This is a genomic window from Nodosilinea nodulosa PCC 7104 (genome assembly GCF_000309385.1).
GTDB classification, from domain to species: domain Bacteria; phylum Cyanobacteriota; class Cyanobacteriia; order Phormidesmidales; family Phormidesmidaceae; genus Nodosilinea; species Nodosilinea nodulosa.
Genome location: NZ_JH976537.1, coordinates 113193 through 139420 on the forward strand (window position 1 = coordinate 113193; position 26228 = coordinate 139420).

Consider the following 26228-nt stretch of genomic DNA (forward strand, 5'->3'; position numbering starts at 1 on the left):
AAGGTATCGGTCAAAAACTCACTGGTAAGGCGATTGTCCTCTAGCAGAAGTATTCTCGTGAGAGAGGCATTTTATAAGTCTACCTAAAGGGGCTTGTCTTGCTTTCAAAACACTCTGGCAGACCCAATGCTACAATCCCCCTCCCCGGTAATGGCAAAAGATCATTAGTCGGGTTGCTGTAGATGCAGGCTATGACGGTTAGTAGTTTTATAGGACAGAGAGACAACGCATCGCCAGTAACAGCGGAACTTATCAATCCTTCGATAAGGTCTGAATCAATAGAACTGAACCAAAGTTGGTATATAGCGGTTCTCATTCGGATGAGGTACAGTAACAGTCATTTGTGAACCAGCTGCGAATATCTTTTGAAGTGACTTGAGAATAAGCAGATTCAATCGCTTCTTTTAAGGCTTGATAAGTCCGTGCGCCAACCGAATCCAAGATGGTCTTGACCTTTGACCAAAACGGTTCAATGGGCGAGAAGTCCGGCGAATAAGGTGGCAGAAACATGAGTCGCGCACCCACTGCCTCAAGCGCCGTAATCACCTCCTCCGTCGCTTTATGTGTCGGACTATTATCGACGACAAGCACTGCCCCAGGCCAAAGGTTGGGTGCCACTCGACGGACGATATAAGCCTCAAAGGTCATGCTATCCATCGAGCCGAGAATCGTTAGCGGGGCAAGGGGACTTCGCAGACTTAACGCGTTGACCAGCGACACATTTTGCCCCCGCTTAGCCGGACGCTCTCCAACTGCACGCTGACCCTTAAGGGCACGAGCATATAATCGAATCATCGCTAAGTTAACCCCAGCCTCATCCATAAACACTAAGTTTTCTGCGGCGATGTCTCGGATCTCTTGCCAATACTCGACTCGGGCTTGTCGCACCCGTGCGCTCGCAGCCTCGGTCGCGTACAGCGTTTTTTTTTACGAGTCAGCTCAAGCTTCTGCACAATCCGTCCCATCGACGACCGACTCATCAAAATCGAGGTTTCAGCGGCTAGACGGTCCCGCAGTTCGTCTAGGGTCGCATCGTTGTCCGCATCGACTAACGCCTTCACAAGCTTCAGTTGTTCCGCATTGAGTTTGGGTTGTGGGCCACCCCCATGGGGCTTAGGCAAAATATCACCCGTTTCTCGGAGACGCTTGAGAAGAGTTTCTACAAAACTCTTCGACACGCCAAATCGCTTGGCTAGTTTGCGAACAGACACGTGCTCTGTAAAGTAAACGTCAATGATCTTTTCCCGGAAGTCAAGTGAGTAGGCTTTCATCACACTCTCCTGAAGGAAAACTAAGACTGTAGCGTGCGCAGTATTTCCTCTACTTTGATCGTACCTCGCCCATTCAGGAACCGCTATAAATTTAGACCGGGCAGATTCTAGTCCAGTTCAATCAACAGTTGCAGGGTGTCTTGCGATCATATTCTCTTCATACCTTGTCAGGCTAAAATCGTTCAAGACGCCAGGAGAAAGCAGCCCATGTCCAATCGCCCAAAAACTGTGCAGACCATTCCGACCGCCAGCTAAGGTTACTTTGATCGGCTGTACACAACGCTGGTACAAAAACTGGAGTTCTTCTGGAAATGCGCCAGTCTTGGTGTTAATTTCAAGAGAATCCCGGTTTCTTGATATCGTACCGAATTCTTTTGAAGCAAGATTAGCTGCTGCGATCGCTCACCCATTCTGCAATTACTGGCGGCAGCGTTGCTTGTATTTTCCGGTTCACATACATGCCCATGTGTCTTACCGGAAACGATTTCACCGTGTAATCGCCGTAATTGTTCAGGGGTTGATGAAAGGTATTTTTTCACCTAAGTCATATTCATGGCATCTAGTCCGCTGGGGTCTTTCAGAAGCACATTAGTGAATCTGCCTCTGGGCGGGGTAGTACTTTTACCGGTGGTGCCTCTGGCTCTCGGTGTGATTGCTTGCGCTCAATCCTTAGGAGATCCACCGGGTTCCCTGGCGACAGCTATGCTGCTGCTTGTGCCGCTGGGCAGTGCGATCGCGCTAGCTGGGGTAGCCACTGCCCTGATTGACCAACGCTTCGCCCGCCTCAGGCAGATCCACCAGCAGACTGAAGACGCGCTGCGTCAGAGTGAAGCCAACCTGCGCCAGACTCAGCAAATTGCCCGGCTTGGCAGTTGGGAACTAGACCTGGTGACGCAAAACGTTACCTGGTCGGACGAACTGTTCCGAATTTTTGGGCTGGATTCGGCCCAATCCCAACTGCCCTACGATCAGATTATGGCCGCTATCCCTGAAGGCGATCGGGAAAAACTATCGGCTGCGATTAATCAGGCGATCGCAGATGGCTCTCCCTACGAAGTTGAACATCGCATCGGTCGCCCCGATGGCACCACACGCTACCTGTTGAGCAGGGGGCAAGCAAAAACTGATGATGCTCAGCACATTACCAAGCTATTTGGCACAGCGCTGGACATCACCGATCGCAAACGGGCTGAATTAGCCCTGCAGGCAAGTGAAACTCGATTTCAGGAAATTGCTCAAACCCTCAACCAGGTGCCCTACGTCATCTCGTTACCCAGTGGAGAGTATCTCTACATCAGTCCGGCCTACGAAAGACTGTGGGGTTACTCCTGCGAAAGCCTCTATCAAGATAGTAAATCCTGGCTAAATCGAATCTATCCTGACGATTTGGACTATGTTTCGGAGGCGTTTAACCAGCTGCTGACCGGGCAGAAGAAGCGGCTAGAATATCGCATCTTTGCCGCCAATGGTGAGGTTCGCTGGATTGAGTCAGAATCGTTAATCGTCAAGGACGAAAACGGCAATCCGTTGCGAGTGGTGGGGCTGGCCGATGATATTACCCATCGCAAACAGGTTGAAACCACATTGCGTGACCAAGAGGCTAAACTGCGAGCCATTGGCGATAATCTTCCCCGGGGCTTTATCTATCAGCTGGTACACAACCCCGATCGCGGCTTTTACTACAGCTACATCAGTGCGGGAATCGAGCGCATTACTGGCCTTACCCCAGAGGCGATGCTTCAAAATCCAAATCTGCTACAGGATTCCTTAATTGAAGAAGATCGATTGATGCGCGAACAATTAACTCAGCAATCTATCGAAACCCTGTCGCTGTTTGAGATGCAGATGCGGGCGCGGAACGTTGCAGGAGAACTGCGGTGGCTGTCTGTGGTGTCTGTGCCCCGTCGCCTGGAGGATGGCAGCACAGTCTGGGATGGGGTTGTGGTTGATATTACCAGCCTTAAGCAGGCTGAAGTAGCCCTTCGCAATAACGAGGAGCTTTTTCGCAGCGCCTTTGACGATGCCCCCATTGGCATTGCTCTCATTTCACCCGCAGGGGAGTTTCTAAAAGTTAACCGCTACCTCTGTAATCTGCTGGGCTATAGTCAGAAAGAGCTGCTGGAATTATGTTTCCGAGATATTACCCACTCTGGCGATCTAGATCAAACCTGGCAGGGGTTGGCCCAAATGTTAGGGGGTGAACTGTCAAACTTAGAAATTAAGAAACGCTACATTTCTAAACAGGGTACGGTGATTCCTGTCCTTATAAATATCTCCCTTGTGCACGATATCGATGGTACTCCTCTCTACTGCATCGAACATGTTCAAGACATTCGTGAACAGCTTAAAGTCGAGCGCATGAAAGATGAGTTTGTGTCAATTGTCAGCCACGAACTGCGGACGCCAATCACCTCCATTAACGGCTCTCTGGTACTCTTAAATTCTGGCATCTATGATGCCCGGCCTGAAAAAGCTAGGAATATGCTGCAGGTGGCCATCAGAAACAGCGATCGCCTGGTGCGACTGGTCGATGACATTCTCAGCTTTGAGCGCCTTGAGTCGGGCAAAGTGCAGCTCGAAAAAGAAGACTGTGCCGTTGCCCACCTGCTCTACCAGGCGATCGACGCCGTTCAGCCCCTGGCCGATCAGTCGGGCATTACCCTCGCCCTCACCCCCCTCACCGCCACCCTGTGGGCTGCCCCCGATGGCATTATTCAGGTGCTCACCAATCTGTTGAGCAATGCGGTCAAGTTTTCGTCGCCGGGTGGGACGGTTTGGGTAAACGCGAGCACCGAGAGATTAGATGATTCAGCCTCTAATCTCTCGGTGCTGTTCACCGTTCAAGATCACGGTCGCGGCATTCCCGCCGACAAGCTAGAGACCATCTTCGACCAGTTTCAGCAGGTCGATGCGTCTGACTCCCGCCACAAGGGCGGCACCGGCCTAGGGTTGTCGATCTGCAAAAACATTGTAGAGCAGCACGGCGGCAGCATTTGGGTAGAGAGTTGTCTGGGCCAGGGCAGCACATTTTTCTTTACGGTACCGCTGGGACGCAGTGAAGGATAAAACGTGAGCAAAAATTTTCGTGTCTATGGGTATATAGCTCCTATTGCTACTAAGGCCTAGAGTCTGGGACATCCTGAACTCTGAGACACCCTGTAGAAAGCCGTTCAATTTTCCTATCGATTTCATATTGTCTTATCTTAAGCTAGCAAGCAAAGGTTTAGGGATCTATTGCAGCTAGAGTAGTCCCTAAAAGCCAAGGATTTTGGGTCTCTAGCGTGGGTCAGCTATGACGATTAGCCCTGGTGAAGTAAGAAAATTCGGAAAAGAAGATAAGTAGAACGCCTTAATTATCGTAGGGTGCGTCATCGCTTGGCGTGACGCACCAGGCCCAGACCTAGCGGTGCGTTGGGCTTTGTCACAACACACCCTACAGCAACGTTTAATTTGGGCTACCTACTTACCAGTGTTAATTCAGCGACTGTAGCTGCTGTAGGGTGGGCAGTGTTCACCATTTAGAAGGCTATTTTTCAGAGGTCACCGAAAGTGGCTTATTTAAGTAAATTATTTCACTTTTGTCTTACCTCTTCTAGTCACAAAGAAGGCATTAATGGCAGCCAAACTGATTTTATTAATTGAGCATGAGGCTGGCATTAGAGAGGTTTTGGAGGCCTGCCTACATGATATTGACGGTTGGAGAATAGTGCTCGCAAGTTCCATAAAAGCAGGGATCGATCTATGCGAGCAGCAGCGCCCTGATGTTATTTTGATCGATACCTCCACTCCAGAAATAGATGCCCTACTCTTCATTGAAGAGTTAAAGGTTTACTCAGCTGAATATTCTGTGCCAATTTTGCTAATTTCATCGAGAGCCAGCTGGTTCTCAGCTGAGATACTTCACCAAATGGGTTTTGCTGGCGCTATTAACAAGCCCTTTAACCCCCTCACACTTTCCCAGCGTATATCTCAAACACTAGGGTGGAGTAACTAACGCTTGATCTGTCCTTCTCAACGAGATTTCCATATTAAATTTCTATCTTTTTAATTTACCCTTAGTGCTATTGATAACCGCTGAATTGTTGACAAGAGCAAGAGTCTATCCAGCGTTTCAGACTTCATGGCAGATGTGTACGCTATTGACGGGAAACGGATTCGGCAACCGATAGTGGATGAGGAAGGCAAAACTCGCCTTGTCGGACTCGTCACTGTCTTTGCTCAACGCCAAGGTGTCACGGTCGATTTAGCCGCGCTGACTACGGCTGAGAATAGTGAGTTGAAGGTGGTGTAGTACCTGCTGGAGAAACTTTACCTCACTGGAGCGGTCTTCAGTCTAGATGCGCTTCACGCCCAAAAAGCGGTGCGACCCCTCGCCGTTGTACGGTGCTAGGGAACGCGCACCAAAACAAACGCCCTCCCTCATTAGTGCCAGCATGGTCGCCAGAAACAGCGCTCAGTCAAGGTATATTCAGCCAAAGGTCTTGATCCTCAACGCTGGCTGGGGGCGAAAACCATCCTCTGCGTCGAGCGACGGCGATGTACGTCAGACCAATGCTCCATCCATCGAGCCTACCATCTCAGCTCCGTCGCCACCACAGCCGCGCTGTGGAACACCATGGTGCGAGGGCATTGGAGTATTGAAAATCGATTGCATTGGCCGAAAGATGTCGTCCTCCATGAGGATGAGACCTATGGACGAGCCCCGAATGCCCTGCTCGTTGCCTCGTTGTTTCGATCCATAACGATTAATCTGCTCCGGCTAAATGGATTTATTTCGGTGACGTCTGCTCTACGGAAGCTGGCTAACCAGGTTGAGCAGATTTTTCGTCTCCTACAATGAATCAGCCCTGGGGGCTAGTAGACTGCGGCACAAATACGGGGACTATTGCTAATCGCGAGGGAGCAGGGGGGCGAGGGAGCCAAGCGAGCTGGAATAGTCGACATATTTCCGCCTTCGAGTACTAGGTGCTGGCCGTGAAAGCTGGGGGGAACAGGGGAACCAGGGCGAACAGCGATCGGAAGCGGTGGGCGTTTTAGCCTTCGGCGACTAGAACCGCCGCTGTGCCCCCGGCTGAGAGCGGGAGCAGGTTGCGAAAATGCGGCAGATAAAGTACAAGTGTACTTATTCAGCGTCTCCTATGGTCGCCTTAATTTGGTCCACAAACTCCTGATGGTCGATCACCGGCTTCGAAATATAGCCATCGGCACCGCTCTGGCTGAGGAAATTCTCGCGATCGCCCTCCATGGCGTGGGCGGTCACCAAAATGACGGGCAGATTAGCCGTGGCTGGGTCGGCCTTCAGCAGCTGGGTAATTTTAATGCCATCCATGGGCTTGCCCTGGTACATGCTGTGGGCCAGGGATACATCCATCAAAATCACATCAATTTCGCCGCTGCGGGCGATGGTCATCACCTCTTCTACATCTTCGGTGTGCTTGACGGCCAGGCCGCCGCGCTTGGTCAAAATCTTAGAAAATACCCGAGCGTTGACCAGGTCGTCTTCAACCAGTAAGACGGTCTTCATCGCGTGTGTTTACCCCTGTCATCGGAAAGTATGTTAGTAGAACGTAAATTAAGTGGTTGATGCCTTTGGCGATCGCCTGCACACCTGGGCTGGGTTTACTAGGGACGGCCAAGCTCACCTTGGTAAGTTGTTCCCCGTTAGAGAGTCCAGATACTTGCCAGATCCGCAGGCTTGCCTATAAGTTACAGCATTGTTAAAGCCAATCTGTCCAGGGCCAATTAAATTAGACCGTAAATTGAGTTTCAGGCTGTTGTCTTGGGCCATCGCTATGGCTAAACTCAACTACCGCCCCAGCTGCTGTCCCCATTCCCGCCCGGTCTGCCTCGCCTAGACCGCCGACCCTCTTCTCATCCAGGAACCCCGCCCATGGCCGACCAACTCGACATCCTTGCCTCCGGGCAAATTGTGCCCACCTCGCTCCACACCGAGGTGCAGCGGTCCTACCTGGAATACGCCATGAGCGTGATTGTGGGCCGGGCGCTGCCCGACGTGCGCGACGGCCTCAAGCCGGTGCACCGCCGCATTCTCTACGCCATGCACGAGCTGGGCTTAACCCCCGATCGCCCCTACCGAAAGTGCGCCCGCGTGGTGGGCGACGTGCTGGGCAAATACCACCCCCACGGCGACCAGGCGGTGTACGAAGCCCTGGTGCGCATGGTGCAGACCTTCTCCAGCCGCTACCCGCTGCTGGACGGCCACGGCAATTTTGGCTCAGTGGACAACGACCCGCCAGCGGCCATGCGCTACACCGAAACCCGCCTGTCGCCGATTAGCAACGAGGCCCTGCTGACTGACATCAGCGAGGCCCTGGTTGACTTTAGCGACAACTTCGACAGCTCCCAGCAGGAGCCGGTGGTACTGCCCACCCAGCTGCCCAACCTGCTGCTGAACGGGTCGTCGGGCATTGCCGTGGGCATGGCCACCAACATTCCGCCCCACAACATGGGCGAGGTGATCGACGGGCTGGTGGCGATGATCGATCGCCCCAACCTGTCGGACGACGAACTCTTTCGCCTCATCCCCGGCCCCGACTTCCCCACCGGAGGGGAAATCATTGGTACCGAGGGCATTCTGGATGCCTACCGCACCGGGCGGGGCAGCATTCCCGTGCGCGGCATTTGCCAGTTTGAGGAGGTTCACCCCGGCAAAGGGCGACAGCGGCGCAACGCCATTATCGTCACCGAGCTGCCCTACCAGGTGAATAAGGCGGGCTGGATTGAGAAAATTGCTCAGCTCGTCAATGCGGGACGGCTGGAGGGGATCGCGGATATTCGCGATGAGAGCGATCGCGACGGCATGCGGGTGGTGATCGAACTCAAACGCGACACCCCAACCCAGCGGGTGCTGCAAGACCTCTACCGCACCACCCCGCTCCAGAGCAACTTCGGCGTCATTATGCTGGCCCTCGACAACGGCCAGCCCCGCCAGCTGCCCCTGCGCGACGTTATGCAGGCCTTCTTAAACTTCCGGGAGACCACCCTCACCCGCCACTACCAGCACCAGCTCGAAAAAACCGAGGCCAAGCTGCACATCACCGAGGGGCTGCTCACCGCCCTCAACAACCTCGACGCCATCATCGACATTCTGCGCAACGCGCCCGACGGCACCACCGCTAAACAGACCTTTCAGCAGCAGTTTGACCTCAGCGAGCGCCAGTCTGACGCCATTTTGGCCATGCCCCTGCGCAAGCTCACCGGCATGGAGCGCCAGGGCCTCGCCACCGAGGCCGAGGAACTGCGCCAGCGGCGCGATGACCTGCAGCGGCTGCTGAGCGATCGCCGCGAACTGCTCAAGGCGATGAAAAAAGAGCTCAAAGCGTTGAAAAAGAAATTTAGCGACCCCCGCCGCACCCGCATTCAAACCGAGGCAGAGCGGGCCGAGGAATCGCAGCAGATCGAGGAAATTATTGCCGAAACCGTCGAAGAGGCGACGGTGGTGGAGTTTACCCAGAAGGGCTACGTGCGGCGGTATTCCCAAAAATCTTACCAGCGACGCCAGGCCCGCCTCGAAACCGACACCAACCCCAAACTGCACGAACTTGACGACGACCCCGTGGTGCAGGTGGAATCTGCCCTCACCACTCAGGAGGTGCTGACCCTCACCCGCGATGGCCGCGCCTTTACCGTGGCGGTGGAGGCCATCCCCAACAACCCGCGCCAGGGCAAGGGCTCGCCGCTGGTGAACCTGCTGCCCGGTTCGGTGCCCCCCGATGCCGACGCCGTTGTGGCTCAGTTTGTCATCCGCGACGACCTGCTGGAGCACGACCTGATTTTGGTCACCCGCCGGGGCAAAATCAAGCGCGCCCCGCTGCAAGAGTTCACGAGCCTGACCGGGCGCGGGCTGACGGCGATGAAGGTGAAAGATGGCGACGAGCTGGCCCACGTCACCCTGGCCGAACTGGGGGATGACCTGGTGCTGGGAACCACCGGCGGTCGGCTGCTGCGCTTTCCCATTGATGATGACAATTTGGCGATCATGGGCCGGGCGGCCCAGGGTCCCCAGGGCATTCGCATGGGCAAGCAAGAAACCCTGGCGGGCTGCGTGCGGGTGCAGTCGGGTAAAGACTGCCTGCTGCTGGTTTCGGCGGCGGGCTACGCCAAGCGCCTGCCCGTCGAGGGCCTGCGGGTGGCGAAGCGGGGCGACATTGGCACCCAGTCCTTTCAGTTCAGCCTCAAGACCGACAGTCTGGTGGCGCTGCTGCCAGCGGTGCCGAAGGAGTCGGTGACGGTGTTTACCAGCGGCGATCGCACCGCCGTCATTCCCGCCGAGTCTGTGCCGCGCCAGGGCAGAACCGGAGAGAGCGATCGTCTGGTTAAGCCCACCAAAGGCGAAACCGTCACCCAGGTGATTCGCATTAACTCGCCTGACCAGAGCAGTTTGCCCGAAGATGAGTAGGATGGATACCGACAGCGTTTGATGTACTGTTACACCGTTGGGCGATCAAAATTGAGCAAACACCATGCCAGTCATTACCTTCAAAGCACCCATTGAGAACGGGATAATTGAAATTCGTGAGGAATACAAAGAAGCTTTGCTCGGTACTGACCAAGTTGAAATGACAATTTTGACCCAATGCACCACGGCCAAAACGGGCTTGATCGCTGAACTGATCGAACATCCTACCGAAGTTGATGAGTTTATCCTTTGAGCTCGAGAGGACGCGATGACCGCAACCTCTGAAACCTACTTCCTGGACTCAAATGAATTTATCCGTAGCTCCTTAGTTCAGTAGCCCAACCTGCCGTGGCCCACGTCGCAATTGAAAATGTCTACAAAACCTTCCCCAAGTCTCGCCAGTCTGACGAGACAAAGGATGCGCTTCCCGATACCGACCCCAATGCAGCGGCGGTGCTCAAGCGCATTAACCTCACCATCCATGACGGCGAATTTATGGTGCTGGTCGGCCCCTCGGGCTGCGGCAAAAGCACGCTGCTGCGGCTGATTTCTGGGCTGGAGGAGATTACCGGGGGCAGCGTTTGGGTAGGCGATCGCAGAGTCAACGACCTGCCCCCCAAGCAGCGCGACACCGCCATGGTGTTCCAGAGCTACGCCCTCTATCCCCACCTGTCGGTGTACAACAACCTCGCCTTCGGCCTGCGCCGCATGGGGGCCGACCTCGAACAATCCCTGCCGGAGCTGGGCAAAAAACCGCTTCCCGTTAGCGATTCGCCCGCCAACCAGGAGCTAGAGCGCCTGCTGACCGAGAGCCGCTGGTGGGAAAAGCCGCTGGTGTCGGTGACCCGCAGGCTGCCCCCCGGCCTGCGCTACGTCTCAGAGGCCGAGCGGCTAATCGACGATCGCGTGCGGGCGGTAGCCAAAATGCTGCAAATTGACGGGCTATTGAGCCGCTACCCCCGCCAGCTCTCGGGCGGGCAAAAGCAGCGGGTGGCCCTGGGCCGCGCCATGGCCCGCAACCCCCAGGTGTTTTTGATGGATGAGCCCCTCTCTAACCTGGATGCCAAACTGCGTATGGAAACCCGCGCCCAGATTGTGAACTTGCAGCGGCAGTTGGGCATCACCACCATCTACGTCACCCACGACCAAATCGAAGCCATGACCATGGGCCACCGCATTGCGGTGATGAACCAGGGCCAAATTCAGCAGGTGGCCACGCCGCTAGATCTCTACAACCGCCCCGCCAATCGCTTTGTGGCCGAGTTCATTGGCTCGCCGCCCATGAATTTCATCCCCGTCCAGGTGCAGGCTCCGTTTTTGCTGGTGCACCCCGAGTTTCGCCTGTCGCTGCCCAGCGAGTGGGACAATCGCCTGCTGCCCTACGACAACCGCGAGGCAACGCTGGGCATTCGCCCCGAGCACCTGAGTTTGGCCCTGCCCGCCCCCAAAAATATTCGCGGTCAGGTTGTTCACCTAGAGGCTCTGGGCAGTGAGACCTACCTGACGGTGCAGACCGAGCGGCTGACGCTGCTGGCCAAAGTTCCGCCCGACGCGGCGGTGCGCATTGGCGATGAGGTCTGGCTGGCGATCGCCCCCGAAAAAGCTCACCTGTTTGACCCGGTGACCGAAGACTCTCTGTGGCATGGTTAGCCCACGGCAAAGTCAGTGAACTGGCGCTTGAACACGGCGATCGATGGTCGTGCTAAATCCAGAGTTGCGAATACTATGGGTTAAACATACGCCCCCTTTGCCCCATGGACGAAGAGCCGTCTAACTATACACCCACAACAATCGAGCAGGTCTTTGAACTGCTCGATACCAAATTGGTCTCTCTAGGCGTGCCTGGAGCCTTGAGCCTCGTGGGAGTTACTAACGCTCGATCCGGGCAATGGAGAGAGGCTGTCACCTGCTTTTCTGGTGCAGCCGCTGTTTTTGTTGCCATTAAGGTGGGCAACAAGCTCGCTCCCAAACTCGACCAACTGCTCGACTGGGGCATTAACAGCGCTGAGCGCTCACTGCTGTCGCTACGCTCAGACTTTACTGGCCCCTATCTGCGACAGCAGGCCCGCCTGTGCGAAGAGTTCACCGCCGAAGGCTTTAACCCCGATCGTACCGCTATCCCCCTGCTCGAAGATGTGTTTGTGCCCCTCGACCTAAGCGGGGCGATTAGCAGCGGTGCCTTAACCAATGGGGCTTTGATCAACGTCAAAAACAACTGGGCGCAGTATGACCCCGGCTTGCTATCGGAAAACCTGGATATTTGGAAGCTACTGGCCCGCACGCGCAAAGACCGCAAATTTCGCCAGATGAGTATTCTTGCTAAGGGCGGCATGGGCAAAACCACCCTGCTGCGCCACATTACCCTGATCTACAGCCAGGGCAAACACCGCCGCCATCGTGCCCCCAAACTGGTGCCCGTGTTGCTGCGCCTGCGCGACTGGGGCGACGAGCTAACCCAACCGCAGCCCCCCAGCCTGCCCCAACTTATTACCGAGCACCACATCCCCAGCCTGTCAAAAAATCATCCCCTCACACCACCACCCGCCTGGGCCGCCAAGCTGTTAACCAGCGGCAAAGCCTTAGTGATGTTCGACGGGTTCGACGAAATCCCTGCCGAAAAGCGTCCCCAGGTGAGCGAATGGTTGAGTGCCCAAATAGCCGAATATCGCCAGTCGGTGTTTATTCTCACCTCACGCCCCGCCGGGTACAAAGACTACACCGCCAAAAAGCCCGCTATCCCTATTTACGTCAACAGGTTCAACCCTGCCCAGCAAGAAGCGTTTATTCACCGCTGGTATCTGTGCCAAGAGCAGGTTTTTCGCCCTGCCAAGCAGCGCCGCCAGGCTAAGGAAGTAGCCACCGAGCGTTCGAATAACCTGATCGGCCAGCTGCAAGCACGCCGCGACGAACTGGGCTACATGGCCGAAAACCCGCTGCTGCTCAACATGCTGGTTACCTTTCACCGTTTGGCCCCTGCAACGGAACTGCCCCGTCAACGGCTAGGTCTCTATCAGGGCATCTGCAAACTCCAGCTCGATGATCGCCCTTGCGCCCGTTTTATTCAAATGCCGTTGCCTTACGGCAAAAGTCTGGCTCTGCTTCAGGCTATTGCCATAGGCATGGTCACATCTAAATCCAAGCGGCTGACCATCAATCGAGCTACGCTGCTGCACTTTTTGGCCCAGCACCCCTTACTGCAAGACGAAGAGGTAGACCCCGCCGAGTGGCTAAAGGCGATCGTAGATGTAAGCGAGTTGCTGGTTGAGCGCGAACCTGGGGAATACGAGTTTCCCCATGTCACGTTCCAGGGCTTTTTTGCTGCTACCTGGTTGGCCAAGCCCCAAGACAAGGACACCATTCAAAAAAATGCCCACCTGGTGCTGCAAAACTGGAATGAAGCCCTCTGGCGCGAAACCGTATTGCTGTACACTGCTCAGCTAACTCCGAGGTTGCTGGAGCAGATAGTTTATAAAGCTTTGGAGAAGGGTAGCGAAGCCGCTGAACTTGCCTCTATTGCACTAAAAGAATATCCTTACTATAGCAAGCTCAGCACCAATCTGACAGCTAAACGAATGCAAAATAAAAAAGAAATCTCTATTTCCAAAGAAGAAGTAAAAATTTTTATCAGCTATTCTAAGGCGGACTTTAAATTGGTGGAGAGTGTAATTAATAGAGTTCACATCAGAAGATATAAAAGACTAGAAGAGCTTCTGGAATCTAAAAAGTGGCGTAAGGCAGACGAAGAAACTTATCGATTGATGATCGCTACTGTGGAAAAAGAAGAGGGTCAGTGGTTTGACAGGAAAGATTTAGAATACTTTCCCTGCGACGACTTACTAACTTTAGACTATTTATGGCTGAAGCACAGTAAGGGTGTATTTGGCTTTAGCGTACAAAGAGAGATATGGGAAGCTTGCAATAGTCCCATTAACTATAATGACGATTGGAGCAAGTTTGGTGAAATAGTTGGCTGGAGTGAGGATCAAGGCTGGGTAGGATATTCCAGCCTTAAGTTTAACATCGACCTATCACCTAAAGGAGAACTACCTTTGCTGGGAAATTGGGGTTGGAACTCTGGAGGCCACAGATGGTTTCCTATTATCTTGTCTCGTTTACAATCTTGTGAAATTCAAAGATCTGCTCTTGCTGATCTGTAGATATATTAGCCTTGTCGTATGTGTTCGCGGTGTAAACCTATGTAGTCAAACTGCCAAAACTTACGTTTTAGCCGCAATGCACCACCCAATCAATTACATACCGTGGTGCATTGCTTTGCGAAAGCATCACTACGAAAATCCATAGATCCGTACCTGGATTTTAGCTAATAGCTTACAGCCTTAATCGTTTCGCTTCTATGGCTTCAAAACTGGATATACCGCTTACAAAAGTAATAATAAGTCAATCACAACTCCAATAATGTACTGCCTACCCATGGATAGATTCCCCATTGACCAAAAACCGGGTTTCTTTGTTCTTTAAAGGCTATTTTTATCAGCCCAGAAATCCGGCTTCTTAATTTTGCCTACACCGGGTGGAAGAAAAACGCCGCCCCCAAAATCACAAACGTCGACAGCAGCAGCACCCCCTCCAGCCAGTTCGATCGCCCGTCTAGGCTAATCAGGTTGGCAAAGGACACCGCAATTACCACCGCAATTACCTCAAACAGGCCAAAGTTGAGGTCCATGGGCTGGCCAATAAAGTAGCCAATAATCACCAGAACCGGGGCCACCAGCAGCGCCACCAGCAGGCTCGACCCCATGGCGATCGCGACCGCCAAGTCCATGTTGTCTTTGGTGGCTACTCGTACGGCGGTGACGTACTCCGCCGCACCACCCACCAGGGGCACCAAAATTACCCCCGTAAACAGGGCGGTAAACCCCAGGCTGGTGGCCGCCTCTTCCACCGCCCCCACAAAAATTTCAGACTCGATGGCAACTCCAATGGTGGCCGCTACCAACACGCCGAGCCAAAGCCACAGATTGGGCTTTTCCGCATCACCGTGCTCCGCGTTTTCTAGGTCGTTGACCCCCACGTCGTACAAGTAGCTGTGGGTCTTGAGCGAAAAGAGCAGCGTTAGCCCGTAGACCACAATCAGCACCGCCGCCACCGTCAGCGACAGGCGCTCAATGGTTTGGGGTTCAACAATATTGGATGTGTTGATCACCATGGCGGGCAGCACAATCGCCACCACGGCCAGGCTCATGGTCGAGGCATTCATGCGAACGACGGTTTGGTTAAAGCTCTGCTCTTTGTAGCGCAGCCCGCCAAAAAACATCGACAGGCCCAGCACCAGCAGCAGGTTGGCCAGCAGCGCCCCGGTAATACTGGCTTTGACAATATCTATCAGCCCCGCCTTGAGCGCCACCAGGGCGATAATTAACTCCGTGGCGTTGCCAAAGACGGCATTGATGAGGCCGCCAATGGTCGGCCCGGTGACCACCGCCAGCTCTTCGGTGGCGGTGCTCAGCCAAATCGCCAGGGGCACGATCGCCACCGCCGACAGCCCAAACACTGTGAGAGCACCCCACTCCAGCTGTTCTGCCGCGATCGAGATGGGGATAAAGACCAGCAGACCCAGGGAAACAATGTTTTTGATCGACATAGATAACCAGATCAAGGACTAGGCGGGCACCGGGGACAAGATATGGCCTTCACGCAGCGCTGAGATGGGAAACCATCCCAGACTACCTCTTGCCGAAGACGATCAGCCAGCCCTCGCTGACCAGCATAAACCCCTGGCTAACCCTATTTTTCTGCCCATTGTCGGTTGAGAGGCCGTTCTACGCAATCATTTGGGCTATCTTTTTGCAAAACGGCACCTACAGCCGTCGCCACGAGAGTTAGGACGCTTGCCCGGGTAATCCAGGGCGATGGCCATACGCCGATTCGCCATTCCAGACTTAGCTACAGGCAACCAGTAATGCCCTAGGGCGTGTTTTAAAACTAACCCCACATCATGATGGAGGCTAGAGTTAGCATGGCCAGGTAGTTTTCAGCCTTTTTCTCATAGCGAGTTGCGATGCGGCGGTACTGCTTCAAGTGATTGAAACACCGCTCAACTTGATTGCGCTGGCGGTATAGCGCCTTGTCAAAGGTACCGCGTCGCCGTTCATTGCGTTTGCGAGGAATGGTCACCCGAATTCCCCGCCGTCGCAAATAGCGACGAATGGAGCCACTGCTGTAAGCTTTATCCCCACTGACCCGCTTGGGACGTAAGCGCGGTCGTCCCCCGTGAGGGCGTTTCACCGCGCCTTGCTCCATCAATGGTTCAAACACGACCGCCTCATGACGCTCACCGACGGTCAGCAGAAAGGTCATCGGTAAGCCGTTTCCCTCGCAGCGCAGATGTAGTTTGGTGCTAAAGCCCCCTTGGGACCGTCCTAAGGCCTCTCGGATTTGCACCTGTTGAACCGCAGAGAGGTCCGAATCGGGCTCTAGGTCCCCCTTTTTGCCCCAGCGGCATGCTGGTGGGCACGGATGACACTGCCATCGACAAAATGAATATCCCAATTGAGCTTGCCCTCGGCATCGGCCTTCGCTTGGAGGCCTGTGAGCACCTGTTGCCATAGGCCAATCTTGCGCCAGTGATAAAACCGCCCGGCAACGGTTAACCAAGCCCCATAGCACTCCGGCAAGTCTCGCCATGGCGCACCCGTGCGCAAAATCCACAGGATGCCATTGATGATCAGGCGATGGTCTTTGGCTGGGCAGCCCGTGGGAGGTTTTTGCGGTGGCAGCAGGGGTTCAATCTGGTTCCATTGGTTTTCGCTCATTTCACCCCGACGAGGGGCGGGTTGAGGTGGAAGAATCATCGCAGTTCAAGAGTTTATTCGTACTACTTCCATTCTGCCAAAGAGTTTTAAAACACGCCCTAGTACTCGAAGGCGGAAATATGCCGACGATTCCAGCTCCCCTGCTCCCTAGCTCCCCTGCTCCCTAGCGATTGGCAATAGTCGCGACACTTGCGCCGCAGTCTACTAGCCAGTGGGCCAGCGCTATAAGTAGCCTCATCGTAATCGACCTCTGGAGGCGATGGGGGTTGCCCAAGGCTAGGCTAGCAGCTGCGCCATCTGCTCCTGGCTCAGCACGTTGCCCACCACCCGCCGCACCGGTTCCGGCGAAACTTGAATTAGGGTTGGGGTGGCGGAGATATTGGCGGCTTCGGCCTCGGCGGGATGGGTAATGACGTCGATGACTTGAAGCGTGTAGGCGCTGGCCAGGGTTGATTCCAGGGTGGTGTGCAAAAATCGCAGCATTCTCTCGGTGGCGGCGGTGTCGACTCCGCTGACAAAGAGCTTAAACCTGTGGGACTGGGGCATTGCGCCTGGGGCATCGAGGGTGGAGATAGGCAACGGCTGTTCTGAAACCTCGGCCCCTTGCTCAACTCGGATAATCAGGTCGTGGCATTCCCACAGTTGGGGAAAGGCGGGGCGATAGGACTCGATCAGCGCCACCGAACATTCTTCGGCACTGCTGTAGTTGGGCTGCCACTGAAGATTGCCCAAACCAAACAGCGCATTGAGCAGGGCCTGGAACCGCAGGGCACGGGGATAGGCTTCGGCTGCCGTGACGAGGGCCTGGGTGCTGGGGTTGACCCAGCGATCTACGGTGGCCGTGAAGCAGGGCAGCAAAAAGTAGGGCGGCTCGGCTAGCCCCAGGTGAGTTTGCAGAGCCGCGCACAGGTCTAAGTGCCAGTGCAGCCGCTTTTGCTCGTCGAGGCAGTAAACGCAGTCGCCCCCAGGGGTGAACAGGGCAATGCCCTTAAAGCTGGCGGCGACTGGGCTGGCAATCACGGGGTTAGACACGGCCCCGCAGCATTTGGGCCATTTCGTTCTGTTTGGGCGACATTTCCAGCGCAGTCTCTTCGGTGATGCGCCCCGACTCGTAGAGGGCGTAGAGCGACTGATTCATGGTGCACATGCCGTCGAAGGTACATTTGGGAATCAGCGCTTCGACCTCGTCGAGCTGGCCCCGCAGAATGTAGTCTTTGATGGCGTCGGTGTTGATCAGAATGTCGTGGAAGGCGGCTCGCTTGCCGTCGGTGGTACGGCAGAGGCCCTGGGCAATGACGGCTACCAGCGACTCTGCCAAGGACACGCGCACCGGAGCCTGCTGCTCGGGCTCGTAGAGATTGAGAATCCGCTCTACGGTTTTGACGGCGCTGTTGGTGTGCAGGGTGCCCATGACTAAGTGACCCGTTTGGGCCGCTTTGAGGGCGGTGTTGACGGTTTCTTTGTCCCGCATTTCACCGACCAGAATGATGTCGGGGTCTTCCCGCAGGGAGGCTTTGAGGGCGTTGTCGAACTTTTGGGTGTGCATGCCCACTTCCCGCTGCTTGACCAGCGATCGCTTGCTCTGGTGCACAAATTCCACCGGGTCTTCGATGGTGATGATGTTTTTGGGCATTTCGGTGTTGACGTAGTCAATCATCGCCGCCATGGTGGTCGATTTACCCGAGCCGGTCGGCCCAGTCACCAGCACCAGCCCCTTGTGGTAGTGGCAGACATCGCGAAAGATGGGCGAGAAGCCCAGCTGGTCGAGGGTGAGAATTTTTACCGGAATCAGGCGCAGCACCATGGCCGGGCCGCGCAGAGAGTCGAAGATGTTGATCCGGATACGGGTGAAGTCGTACTGGGCGGCACCGTCAAAGTCGAGGGTTTGGCGAAACTCCTGCACTTCTTCGGGCTTGAGAATTTCGTCGAGCCAGCTGTAGAAGGTGGCTTCGTCGGTGGCGGGGTACTCGGTGGTTGAAATGTCGCCGCGATCGCGGAAACGGGGTATTTCTCCCACGCCCAGGTGAATGTCAGAAAATCCTTTGTCGAAGGCCTCGCGGACAATTTTTTCGAGGGTAAGGCCGCTGCTGACCTTGAGGGTTTCCGCCGCCTTGGGCATGGGGGGCGGTGAGGCCGGGCGATGGCGGGCCTGGCCCGGTGCCGCTGCTGGCGGCGGCGCTTGTCCAGAGGGGGCCGAAGCAGGCATGGGAGCCGGCGGCGCTTGTCCGGACGGGGCCGAAGCGGGCATGGGAGCCGGCGGCGCTTGCCCTACCGGAGGCTGAGCTCTACCAGCACCGGCCTGGGCGGCCGCTTGGCCAGCGGCGCGGGCAGCCGCCTGGGCGCGGGCTTGGGCGGTGGACTGCTCCTGGACGGCCGCCTGGGGAGGTCTGGGGGGGGGCGGCGGCGCGGGATGGGCCGCAGAGGAGTTGGGTAGCTCAGCCATAAACGGATTCTCCATGATGGACTCAACAGCGACAGGTACAACAATCGGGTAAAAACAGCGCGGCTACCCGTGGAATACAGTCAGGTTGCCCACATTAGGCGTAGAAGTTAGCCGGGTCATGATCTCCGGCTATACCTTAGCAGCCCATAACCAATCCATGACTACAGGCCCATAACTCCAGGGATCCTAAATTGGGCTGGTTATAACCCTTGAGTATACGCTATGTCTCTAATTAGCTCATCAGGGTGCGTCCCAGCAGGTGGCCGTGGCTAAACACCGATCGCATCAACCCCAGCCGCACCGGGTTAGAGGCGCGGCCAAACAGGCCGATCATGGCCTGCACCACCTCCGGCAGCGTCAGGCTGTCGGCCAAAAACCCGGCCCAGTCGTCCGTGGGCAGGCTGAAGAAGGCGGCAAAGAACTGGTGCAGCTGCGGGCCATCAAAGGCCATCAGGTTTTCGAGGCCAAACAGGTAGAGGTAGTGCTTGCGAACGCGATCGGCGGGCCACAGCGCCTGCCAGGCCTGACTGGCGACCTCGGTCGGAGTGGTTTCGGGTGCGCCCAGGGCGGCGGCGATCGCCTGCGCCAGGCCTGGCCCCCGCCGCAGCATCGCCCCCACCATATAGCCCGAGGCCGGATGCACCATGCTGGCCGCCCCACCAAAGCCCACCACCCGCTGGTTAAAATCGGGCAGGGGTAGATTCATGGGAAACAGGCACTGCTCGACGTGGTGACTGCTTTCTACCGCAATGCCCCGATGGCGCAGGCGCTGGTGCAGCCGCTGCCGCAAAACTTCCATGGAAATAGCCGGATGGTGAGCCAGGGAGGTTTCTTCGACAAAATACAAGTCGTTGCCCAGGTCCATGGCGTAGAGGAAGGTGGGCGGCTCCCGGCGCTGGGCGGGGGTAAGGTGGTCGTCGCGGTAGTCCATCAGCACCATTTGCTGAGGGTCGGTGGGGGCCTGAGAAAATTGTCCGACGATGCCGTAGGCGGCCTGAAATGCCAGCTCTGAGGCGATCGGGCGTCTCACCAAAGCCGATCGGTGCCCTGTGGCATCCACAACCAGCCGGGCGGTGAGCAATTCACCGGCCTCCGTCGTAACCAGGGTGTGGGTAGTCAGGTGCTCAATACGCACAGCTTTACCCTGGTGCCAGGTGACCTGGTGCTTGTTTGCCTGGGTTAGCCAGTGGGTTTGCAGGCGATCTTTATTGAGTAGGCCATACTCCCGGTGCAGAGGCAGAGTGCCGCTGTTGACATTCACAACGCAGTCTTTCCAGCGGTGCTCCAGAAACTGCACCAGGCCCAGATCTTCCAGCTCATCGACCCAGATGCCGTAGGTGTTGGGCCAGGGGTGCGCCGGGTCGGCTAGGGCTAGCCCCTGCACCGCCAGCCCTGTTTTTGCCAGAGCTGCCGCCAACGATAGCCCGGCTGGCCCAGCGCCAATGACCAACACGTCCTGCATGAACTTGCCCACGACCTCGATACTTGCTGTGAATCCCTATCTTACAAAGATTGCGGCCCTTGTTGGTGAGGAGGTGGGGAAGGTGGGGAGGTGGGGAAGGTGGGGAGGTGGGCAGGGCGGAAACCTAAAGTTCAAAATTCAAAGTTCAAAATTCAAAGTTCATCCCCCCATCCCCTCATCCCCCCATCCCTCCCTGAATCAGCCAATGTATGATTTAGAAGCGATTTACTCCGATATCCCGGCAAATGGCAAATCTTGCTGCTGACCCTAACGTGCTAGCTACGGTGGTGGGCATTGTCGCCCTGGCCCTGGCTCCCCTGGCGTTTTTGCTCTGGTTTTTCTACACCCGCGACAAGCTCAACCCAGAGCCGCGATCGCTGGTGTTGAAGATCTTTTTGGGGGGAGTGCTGGCCTTTATTCCGGTATTTTTGGTGCGCGAGTATATCCCCCTGCCGACCTGGCTGATGGGGGTAGTGGTCGTGCCGGTGCTGGCGGAACTGGCCAAATTTTGGGTGGTGAAGCAGGGCGTCTACAACCACCCAGAGTTTGACGAACCCGTCGATGGGATTATTTTTGCCGCCGCCGCCGGCCTGGGTTTTGCCACCCTGGAGGTGGTTGGCTCCATGCTCTACGCCTACTTTGCCGTCGCCCGGCTGGGGATGCCGGGGACAGCGGTGGATGCCTCGGCCTGGACGGCGGTGCTGACCATGTTTGCCCTGTGGGGGCTGCTGTCGGGGCCGGGGAATGCCCTGTGGTCTTCCCTGTGGGGCTATGCCCTGGGGCTGGCCAAGTTTTCGCCCCCGGAGCAGCACAGCGGGCTGGTGCGCAACGGCCTGCTGGCGGCGATGCTCTCCCACGCGGCGTTTAATGCCCTGGCCCTGGAGTCGAGCTGGTGGCTGAATCGGGTGGGGCTGGTGCTGGTAATTGCGGTGCTGTGGTTTGTGGTGATGCGCTGCCTGCGCTACGCCCTGGCCCTGACGCCCCAGGACTGAGCATCGAGGCTGCGAACCGATGATTTTGGCAACCCCTGGCCCTAGGCATGAGCGTTGCCCTACAGAGCTGCGATCGCCGCATTGCAGCCACAATCTTCTTGTTCAGACATCCCTCAGTACTGCAACAGCACGGTGACGGGGGCAGCGGGGAGTTTGGCCCGTCCCTCTAGTCCCGCCAGCTCGATCAAAAAGCCAAACCCAGCTACGGTACAGCCGGTTTTCTCGATCAGTTCGGCGGTGGCGGCGGCGGTGCCGCCGGTGGCAATCAGGTCGTCGACAATCAGCACCCGGCTGTCTGCCGGGAATGCGTCTTGGTGGAGTTCTAGGGTGTCGTTGCCATACTCCAGCGCGTAGCTGGCGCTATGGACAGCCGCAGGCAGCTTGCCGGGCTTGCGCACCGGGGCAAACCCCACCCCCAGCTTGTAGGCCAGCGGCACCCCAAACATGAAGCCCCGCGACTCAATGCCCACAATGTAGTCGGGGCGATACTCGGCCACCCGCTCGGCAAACACATCAATGCTGTACTGCATGGCGGTGGGGTTGGCCAACAGCGGCGTAATGTCGCGGAACAAAATGCCGGGTTTAGGAAAGTCGGGAATATCGCGGATATGGTCTTTGAGATCCATTGGGGATGAGGGTTAAGGGCGTTGTTATAGTATCACCGCGAGAGGAATAAATGAGGGGTCGAGAGCAGTGAGCAAGGTTGCCCTATGGGGGGATCGCTCCATCCTGCGATCGCCTAAAGGTTTCATCAGGGTTTCATCCTGTAGTCAGCGACGCGTCGTTGAGAAATTGTCAAACCAGCCGCGCTTCCAGAAAAAGTAGATTTGCAGAGCGGCGATCGCCCCCATGACACCCAGGCAGATAGCGTAGCCCCAGTACCAATCCAGCTCGGGCATGTTGAAGGGCGATTTTTCGGGGTTAAAGTTCATGCCGTAGACCCCGGCGATGAAGGTGAGAGGGATGAAGATGGAGGAGATCACCGTCAGCAGCTTCATCACCTCGTTCATGCGGTTGTTGATCGACGACAGGTAGACATCCATCAGGCTGGAGGCGATCTCGCGGTAGTTTTCGATGATGTCGACCACCTGCACAATGTGGTCGTAGACATCTTGCAGATAGACCCGCACCTCCTGGGTGAGCAGATCGTCGCTGTCGCGGATGAGGCTGTTGATGACGCTGCGCTGGGGCCAGATGTAGCGGCGCAGCTTCATCAGCCCCCGCCGCATCCGGTGAATTTTTTCGATAGTGTGGCTGGTGGGGTTTGCGACCACTTCTTCTTCCAGTTCTTCGAGGGTTTCGCCGATCACCTCCAGCACCGGAAAGAAGCTGTCGACGATAGTATCGAGCAGGGCATAGGCAAGGTAGGCGGAGTTTTGGCGGCGAATGGTGCCGGTGCCCCGCCGAATGCGATCGCGCACCGGCCCAAAGGAATCCCAGTTGGGTTCTTCCTGAAAGGTGACCAAAAACCCCTTGCCCAGCACAAAACTGACCTGCTCGCTGCCCACCCCAGACCCCGTAGACTTGGGCCGTACCATCTGCATGATGATTAAAATCTTGCCGTCGTAAAAGTCGATTTTGGGGCGGTGAGGGACATTGACAATGTCTTCGAGCATCAGCGGATGCAAATCAAAGGTCTGGCTCATTTGGAGCAGTTTTTCCTCAGTGCCCAGCCCTCGGGCATCGAGCCAGGTAACGCTGTCGCTTGTGCCCAGGGCGGAGCACTCCTGGGGGTGATCAATGGTAGCGGTATGGACGACATCTGGGCTGTAGTCAATCAAAAATAGCTCCGTAGGCAGCGCGTCGTCGGGAATTCTGAGCGTACCCGGCAGCGCTCCCGGAGGGGAGTAGCTAAAGTCAAACAGCTCGTCCTCATCCTCATCTGCGTCCTGGGCCGGGTCAATTTGACAACAGGGACCCTGGGGGATTACGTCTGGGGTGGTAGCACCTGCCCCTGTCCCCCCAGATTGATCCCAATGCGGACGGGGAGCCGATTGTGCTTTTGCTGCCGGATTGTGTCTGCGCCGCGACATGGTCTTTGCTCCGTACAATATCCGCCAGGTAAAGCATAGGGGCACAGCCGTAGCTGCACCCCTAGAGATTAAGCATTTATTCAGGGATCGTCGAGGCTGGGTTACATCATGCCCATGCCGCCCATGCCGCCCATGCCGCCCATGCCGCCCATGCCACCCATGCCGCCCATGCCGGGGTCGCCAGCGGGGGCTGGGGGTTCAGGAATTTCGGCCACCAGGGCTTCGGTGGTGAGCACCATACCGGCGATCGAAGCCGCGTCTTGCAGGGCAGAGCGCACCACCTTGGCGGGGTCAATGATGCCCGCCTGAATCAGGTCTTCGTAGGTGCCGGTGAGGGCGTTGTAGCCCATGGGGAAGCTCATAGCCCGCACCTTTTCGACAATCACAGATCCCTGCTGACCGGCGTTGTCGGCGATCTGCCGCAGGGGGGCTTCCACCGCCCGCATGACGATATCGACCCCGATGGCCTCTTCGGAGCTGAGGGAACCTTTGAGGGCTTCCAGCTTGGGGGCCAGGTGCAGCAGGGTGGCCCCACCGCCGGGAACAATGCCTTCTTCGACGGCGGCCTTGGTGGCGCTGAGGGCGTCGTCAATGCGCAGCTTGCGATCTTTGAGTTCGGTTTCGGTGGCGGCCCCGACCTTGATGACCGCAACGCCCCCAGCCAGCTTGGCCAGCCGCTCGGACAGCTTTTCTTTGTCGTAGTCGGAGTCGGTGCGCTCCAGTTCCTGGCGAATTTGAGCGATGCGCTTGTCGATGTCGGCCTTATTGCCCGCATCGGACACCAGGGTGGTGGTGTCTTTGGTGATGGTGACTTTGGTGGCCAGACCCAGCATCGACAGGTCGGCGGTCTCCAGGCTGAGGCCGATTTCTTCGGAGATCACCTGGCCGCCGGTCAGCACGGCGATGTCCTGGAGCATGGCTTTGCGGCGATCGCCAAAGCTAGGCGATTTAATCGCAGCTACATTCAGCACGCCCCGGGCCTTGTTGACCACCAGGGTAGCCAGGGCCTCGCCCTCGATGTCTTCGGCAATAATCAGCAGGGGTGCCCCCTCGCGGGCGACCCGCTCCAGCACAGACACCAGGTCCTGAATGGAGCCGATTTTTTTGTCGACAATCAGAATGCGGGCGTTGTCTAGCTCGGTCACCATGCGCTCCTGGTCGGTGACGAAGTAGGGGGAGATGTAGCCGCGATCGAACTGCATCCCTTCGACCACATCCAGCTCGGTGTAGAGAGACTTGGACTCTTCTACGGTAATAACGCCGTCTTTGGTGACTTTGTCCATGGCTTCGGCAATCATTGTGCCGATTTCTTCATCGCTGCCCGCCGACACGGTGGCGACCTGGGCGATGGTGGCGTTACCTTCCACGGGCTTGGCGGCGGCGGCGATCTCACTGACCAGCAGGTTCACGGCTTTTTCAATGCCGCGACGCAGGCTGACGGGGTTGGTACCCGCGGCCACGTTCTTCAGACCTTCTTTGACCATGGCCTGGGCCAGTACGGTGGCGGTGGTAGTGCCATCGCCCGCCAGGTCTTTGGTCTTTGAGGCTACCTCCTGCATGAGGCGAGCGCCCAGGTTCTCAAAGGGGTCTTCGAGATCGATCTCTTTGGCAATGGTGATGCCGTCGTTGACGATCTGCGGTGCCCCGTACTTTTTCTCCAGTACTACGTTGCGCCCCCTGGGGCCGAGGGTAATTTTAACGGCGTCTGCTAGGGCGTTGACGCCTTTTTCGAGGGCCTGCCGCGACGCCTCATCAAAGGAAACTCGTTTTGCCATGTCCTGTCTTTCAGCTCTCCAGAGACAAATTTAGCACTCGCTGCATGTGAGTGCTAACTCAGCTAGATTACCGCTGTGGGGGACGGTCGGTAAGTCGCAATAACCGATCCTCGGCGAAATAGGCTGAAACAGGGGGGCAGGGGAGGGAAATATTGATTTTGGATTGGCAGGTTTATCCATTGCGAGCTACTGCGGTAGGGGCAGCTGCTGCAATAGCCAGAGGCCGGTGGTGGTCATGCCAGAATCGTCGGGGCGCACCAGCAGAAAGTGGAGGCCAGAGCTGGCCTGCTTGCGCTGCTCGAAGCGCTGACCGGCGGCGGCCACGTCGACGTCGCTGAAGGTGGTGAAGACCCAGCGATCGCACAGTCCGGCCTCCAAAATCAGCCCGTTGGGTTCCCCCCGCACGTAGCTCAGCCAGGCGGGGGCGCTGGCCTGAATCCACTGGGCCAGGGCCATCGCCTGCCGCCCGGCATCCACCACCACGCCGGGAATCGGGGTGGTGCTGGCCAACCCCAGCTGGGCGGGCATCAGGCTGGCTGGCAGGTGGCGCAGGGGAATGGGTTCGTAGGGCAGGGTTTGCTCAAAGTCGTAGGCGGCCAGGGCGGTAAACCCCCAGCGGCTCGAACCGCTAGGCGAACCGCCCCACAGATTTTCCGGCACCGGCAGCGGCGGCGGCGACTCGATGTGCAGCGGGTTGTAGGGGATGGGGATGGCGTTGGGCTGGGTGGGGTACCACTTGGCCCGCTGGCGGAGCCACTGGTGCAGGGTGGGGGTGTGGCGGGTGGGTTCGACGGCAATGCCCAGGGGCCCAGCGGCGGTGGTCAGCAGCGACAGGGCCTGGGGCCGAAACACCTGGATGCGATCGGGCAGGATGCCCGCCTTTGCCACCGCTGTTGTGATCTGATCGGTTACCCAGGCTTTGTTGACGGCGGCCTGGGGAGCGGTGGCCCCATAGCTGAAGCTGAAATCTTCGCTGCACAGCAAAATTTCCCAGAGCGGCTCACCGCCGTTGCTGGCCAGGGGGGGTCGGTGCAGATCGGCCTGCCAAATTGCCATGGCT

17 protein-coding genes and 2 pseudogenes are annotated in these 26228 nt (G+C 56.8%); 8 read left to right on the top strand and 11 right to left on the bottom strand.

What is annotated here, in order from left to right:
• Positions 1-312: 312 nt before the first annotated feature.
• A protein-coding gene (locus tag LEPTO7104_RS39230) for an IS630 family transposase (RefSeq protein ID WP_225886901.1) occupies positions 313-1271 on the bottom strand; the annotation gives its coding sequence in 2 pieces (ribosomal slippage) (positions 313-929 and positions 929-1271; 960 coding nt in all).
• 702 nt (positions 1272-1973) lie between these two features.
• Between LEPTO7104_RS39230 and LEPTO7104_RS32130 the strand changes: the two genes are divergently transcribed.
• The 3 genes and pseudogenes from LEPTO7104_RS32130 to LEPTO7104_RS43440 all read left to right on the top strand — a co-directional run.
• Positions 1974-4337, top strand: coding sequence for a PAS domain S-box protein (locus LEPTO7104_RS32130; RefSeq protein WP_017296573.1), 2364 nt, complete (start codon positions 1974-1976; stop codon positions 4335-4337).
• Positions 4338-4884: 547 nt separating this feature from the next.
• Positions 4885-5265 (top strand): response regulator, encoded by a 381-nt coding sequence (locus LEPTO7104_RS0100485; RefSeq protein WP_017296574.1) that lies wholly within the window; start codon positions 4885-4887, stop codon positions 5263-5265.
• A gap of 447 nt (positions 5266-5712) precedes the next feature.
• Positions 5713-6111, top strand: a pseudogene (locus LEPTO7104_RS43440) (ISAs1 family transposase); the annotation flags it as partial.
• Positions 6112-6393: 282 nt separating this feature from the next.
• On the opposite strand, the gene LEPTO7104_RS0100495 reads toward LEPTO7104_RS43440, so the two are convergent.
• On the bottom strand, positions 6394-6795 hold the full coding sequence (locus LEPTO7104_RS0100495; RefSeq protein WP_017296576.1) for a response regulator: 402 nt from the start codon (positions 6793-6795) through the stop codon (positions 6394-6396).
• 366 nt (positions 6796-7161) lie between these two features.
• Here LEPTO7104_RS0100495 and gyrA point away from each other — a divergent pair, with 366 nt between their 5' ends.
• The 4 genes from gyrA (at position 7162) to LEPTO7104_RS0100515 (ending at position 13847) form a co-directional block, all read left to right on the top strand.
• Positions 7162-9690: a DNA gyrase subunit A gene (gene gyrA, locus LEPTO7104_RS0100500; RefSeq protein ID WP_017296577.1), complete on the top strand. Its 2529-nt coding sequence runs from the start codon at positions 7162-7164 to the stop codon at positions 9688-9690.
• A 64-nt stretch (positions 9691-9754) separates the two neighbouring features.
• A complete protein-coding gene (locus tag LEPTO7104_RS0100505) occupies positions 9755-9943 on the top strand; it encodes a hypothetical protein (RefSeq protein WP_017296578.1) in 189 nt (62 codons plus the stop codon).
• 95 nt (positions 9944-10038) lie between these two features.
• Positions 10039-11340, top strand: a complete 1302-nt coding sequence (locus LEPTO7104_RS0100510; protein WP_017296579.1) for an ABC transporter ATP-binding protein — start codon at positions 10039-10041, stop codon at positions 11338-11340.
• A gap of 545 nt (positions 11341-11885) precedes the next feature.
• Positions 11886-13847, top strand: coding sequence for a GUN4 domain-containing protein (locus tag LEPTO7104_RS0100515; RefSeq protein ID WP_196358079.1), 1962 nt, complete (start codon positions 11886-11888; stop codon positions 13845-13847).
• A gap of 365 nt (positions 13848-14212) precedes the next feature.
• Here LEPTO7104_RS0100515 and cax read toward each other — a convergent pair whose 3' ends face one another.
• The 5 genes and pseudogenes from cax to crtL all read right to left on the bottom strand — a co-directional run bounded on the left by cax (position 14213) and on the right by crtL (position 20368).
• Entirely contained in the window at positions 14213-15292 is a 1080-nt protein-coding gene (cax, locus tag LEPTO7104_RS0100520) for a calcium/proton exchanger (protein ID WP_017296581.1), read from the bottom strand.
• A gap of 341 nt (positions 15293-15633) precedes the next feature.
• Positions 15634-16502: pseudogene (locus tag LEPTO7104_RS39235) on the bottom strand (IS5 family transposase).
• A 237-nt stretch (positions 16503-16739) separates the two neighbouring features.
• Positions 16740-17495, bottom strand: a complete 756-nt coding sequence (locus LEPTO7104_RS0100535) for a circadian clock KaiB family protein (RefSeq protein ID WP_051158460.1) — start codon at positions 17493-17495, stop codon at positions 16740-16742.
• Positions 17488-18906: a PilT/PilU family type 4a pilus ATPase gene (locus LEPTO7104_RS0100540; protein WP_040695742.1), complete on the bottom strand. Its 1419-nt coding sequence runs from the start codon at positions 18904-18906 to the stop codon at positions 17488-17490. The genes LEPTO7104_RS0100535 and LEPTO7104_RS0100540 overlap by 8 nt, the downstream gene beginning before the upstream one ends.
• A gap of 232 nt (positions 18907-19138) precedes the next feature.
• Positions 19139-20368: a lycopene beta cyclase gene (gene crtL, locus LEPTO7104_RS0100545; RefSeq protein WP_017296586.1), complete on the bottom strand. Its 1230-nt coding sequence runs from the start codon at positions 20366-20368 to the stop codon at positions 19139-19141.
• A gap of 245 nt (positions 20369-20613) precedes the next feature.
• On the opposite strand from crtL, the gene LEPTO7104_RS36525 reads away from it, so the two are divergent.
• Entirely contained in the window at positions 20614-21360 is a 747-nt protein-coding gene (locus LEPTO7104_RS36525; RefSeq protein WP_017296587.1) for a PrsW family glutamic-type intramembrane protease, read from the top strand.
• A 113-nt stretch (positions 21361-21473) separates the two neighbouring features.
• On the opposite strand, the gene LEPTO7104_RS0100555 is transcribed toward LEPTO7104_RS36525, so the two are convergent.
• The 4 genes from LEPTO7104_RS0100555 to LEPTO7104_RS0100570 form a co-directional block, all read right to left on the bottom strand.
• The gene (locus LEPTO7104_RS0100555; RefSeq protein ID WP_017296588.1) at positions 21474-21986 is read right to left on the bottom strand and encodes an adenine phosphoribosyltransferase; all 513 of its coding nucleotides are present in this window, start codon (positions 21984-21986) and stop codon (positions 21474-21476) included.
• 144 nt (positions 21987-22130) lie between these two features.
• On the bottom strand, positions 22131-23393 hold the full coding sequence (gene corA, locus LEPTO7104_RS0100560) for a magnesium/cobalt transporter CorA (protein ID WP_017296589.1): 1263 nt from the start codon (positions 23391-23393) through the stop codon (positions 22131-22133).
• Between the two features lie 101 nt (positions 23394-23494).
• Positions 23495-25168: a chaperonin GroEL gene (groL, locus tag LEPTO7104_RS0100565; protein WP_017296590.1), complete on the bottom strand. Its 1674-nt coding sequence runs from the start codon at positions 25166-25168 to the stop codon at positions 23495-23497.
• 186 nt (positions 25169-25354) lie between these two features.
• Positions 25355-26224 (bottom strand): Tab2/Atab2 family RNA-binding protein, encoded by an 870-nt coding sequence (locus LEPTO7104_RS0100570; protein WP_017296591.1) that lies wholly within the window; start codon positions 26222-26224, stop codon positions 25355-25357.
• Positions 26225-26228 lie beyond the last annotated feature (4 nt).

What these genes read in the sequence shown, in the direction of transcription:
- LEPTO7104_RS32130 (WP_017296573.1), top strand. Translation starts at nt 1,974, where the DNA reads ATGCTGCTGCTTGTGCCGCTGGGCAGTGCGATCGCGCTAGCTGGGGTA.
- LEPTO7104_RS0100485 (WP_017296574.1), top strand. Translation starts at nt 4,885, where the DNA reads ATGGCAGCCAAACTGATTTTATTAATTGAGCATGAGGCTGGCATTAGA.
- LEPTO7104_RS0100495 (WP_017296576.1), bottom strand. Translation starts at nt 6,795, where the DNA reads ATGAAGACCGTCTTACTGGTTGAAGACGACCTGGTCAACGCTCGGGTA.
- gyrA (WP_017296577.1), top strand. Translation starts at nt 7,162, where the DNA reads ATGGCCGACCAACTCGACATCCTTGCCTCCGGGCAAATTGTGCCCACC.
- LEPTO7104_RS0100505 (WP_017296578.1), top strand. Translation starts at nt 9,755, where the DNA reads ATGCCAGTCATTACCTTCAAAGCACCCATTGAGAACGGGATAATTGAA.
- cax (WP_017296581.1), bottom strand. Translation starts at nt 15,292, where the DNA reads ATGTCGATCAAAAACATTGTTTCCCTGGGTCTGCTGGTCTTTATCCCC.
- LEPTO7104_RS0100540 (WP_040695742.1), bottom strand. Translation starts at nt 18,906, where the DNA reads ATGGCTGAGCTACCCAACTCCTCTGCGGCCCATCCCGCGCCGCCGCCC.
- crtL (WP_017296586.1), bottom strand. Translation starts at nt 20,368, where the DNA reads ATGCAGGACGTGTTGGTCATTGGCGCTGGGCCAGCCGGGCTATCGTTG.
- LEPTO7104_RS36525 (WP_017296587.1), top strand. Translation starts at nt 20,614, where the DNA reads ATGGCAAATCTTGCTGCTGACCCTAACGTGCTAGCTACGGTGGTGGGC.
- LEPTO7104_RS0100555 (WP_017296588.1), bottom strand. Translation starts at nt 21,986, where the DNA reads ATGGATCTCAAAGACCATATCCGCGATATTCCCGACTTTCCTAAACCC.
- corA (WP_017296589.1), bottom strand. Translation starts at nt 23,393, where the DNA reads ATGTCGCGGCGCAGACACAATCCGGCAGCAAAAGCACAATCGGCTCCC.
- groL (WP_017296590.1), bottom strand. Translation starts at nt 25,168, where the DNA reads ATGGCAAAACGAGTTTCCTTTGATGAGGCGTCGCGGCAGGCCCTCGAA.
- LEPTO7104_RS0100570 (WP_017296591.1), bottom strand. Translation starts at nt 26,224, where the DNA reads ATGGCAATTTGGCAGGCCGATCTGCACCGACCCCCCCTGGCCAGCAAC.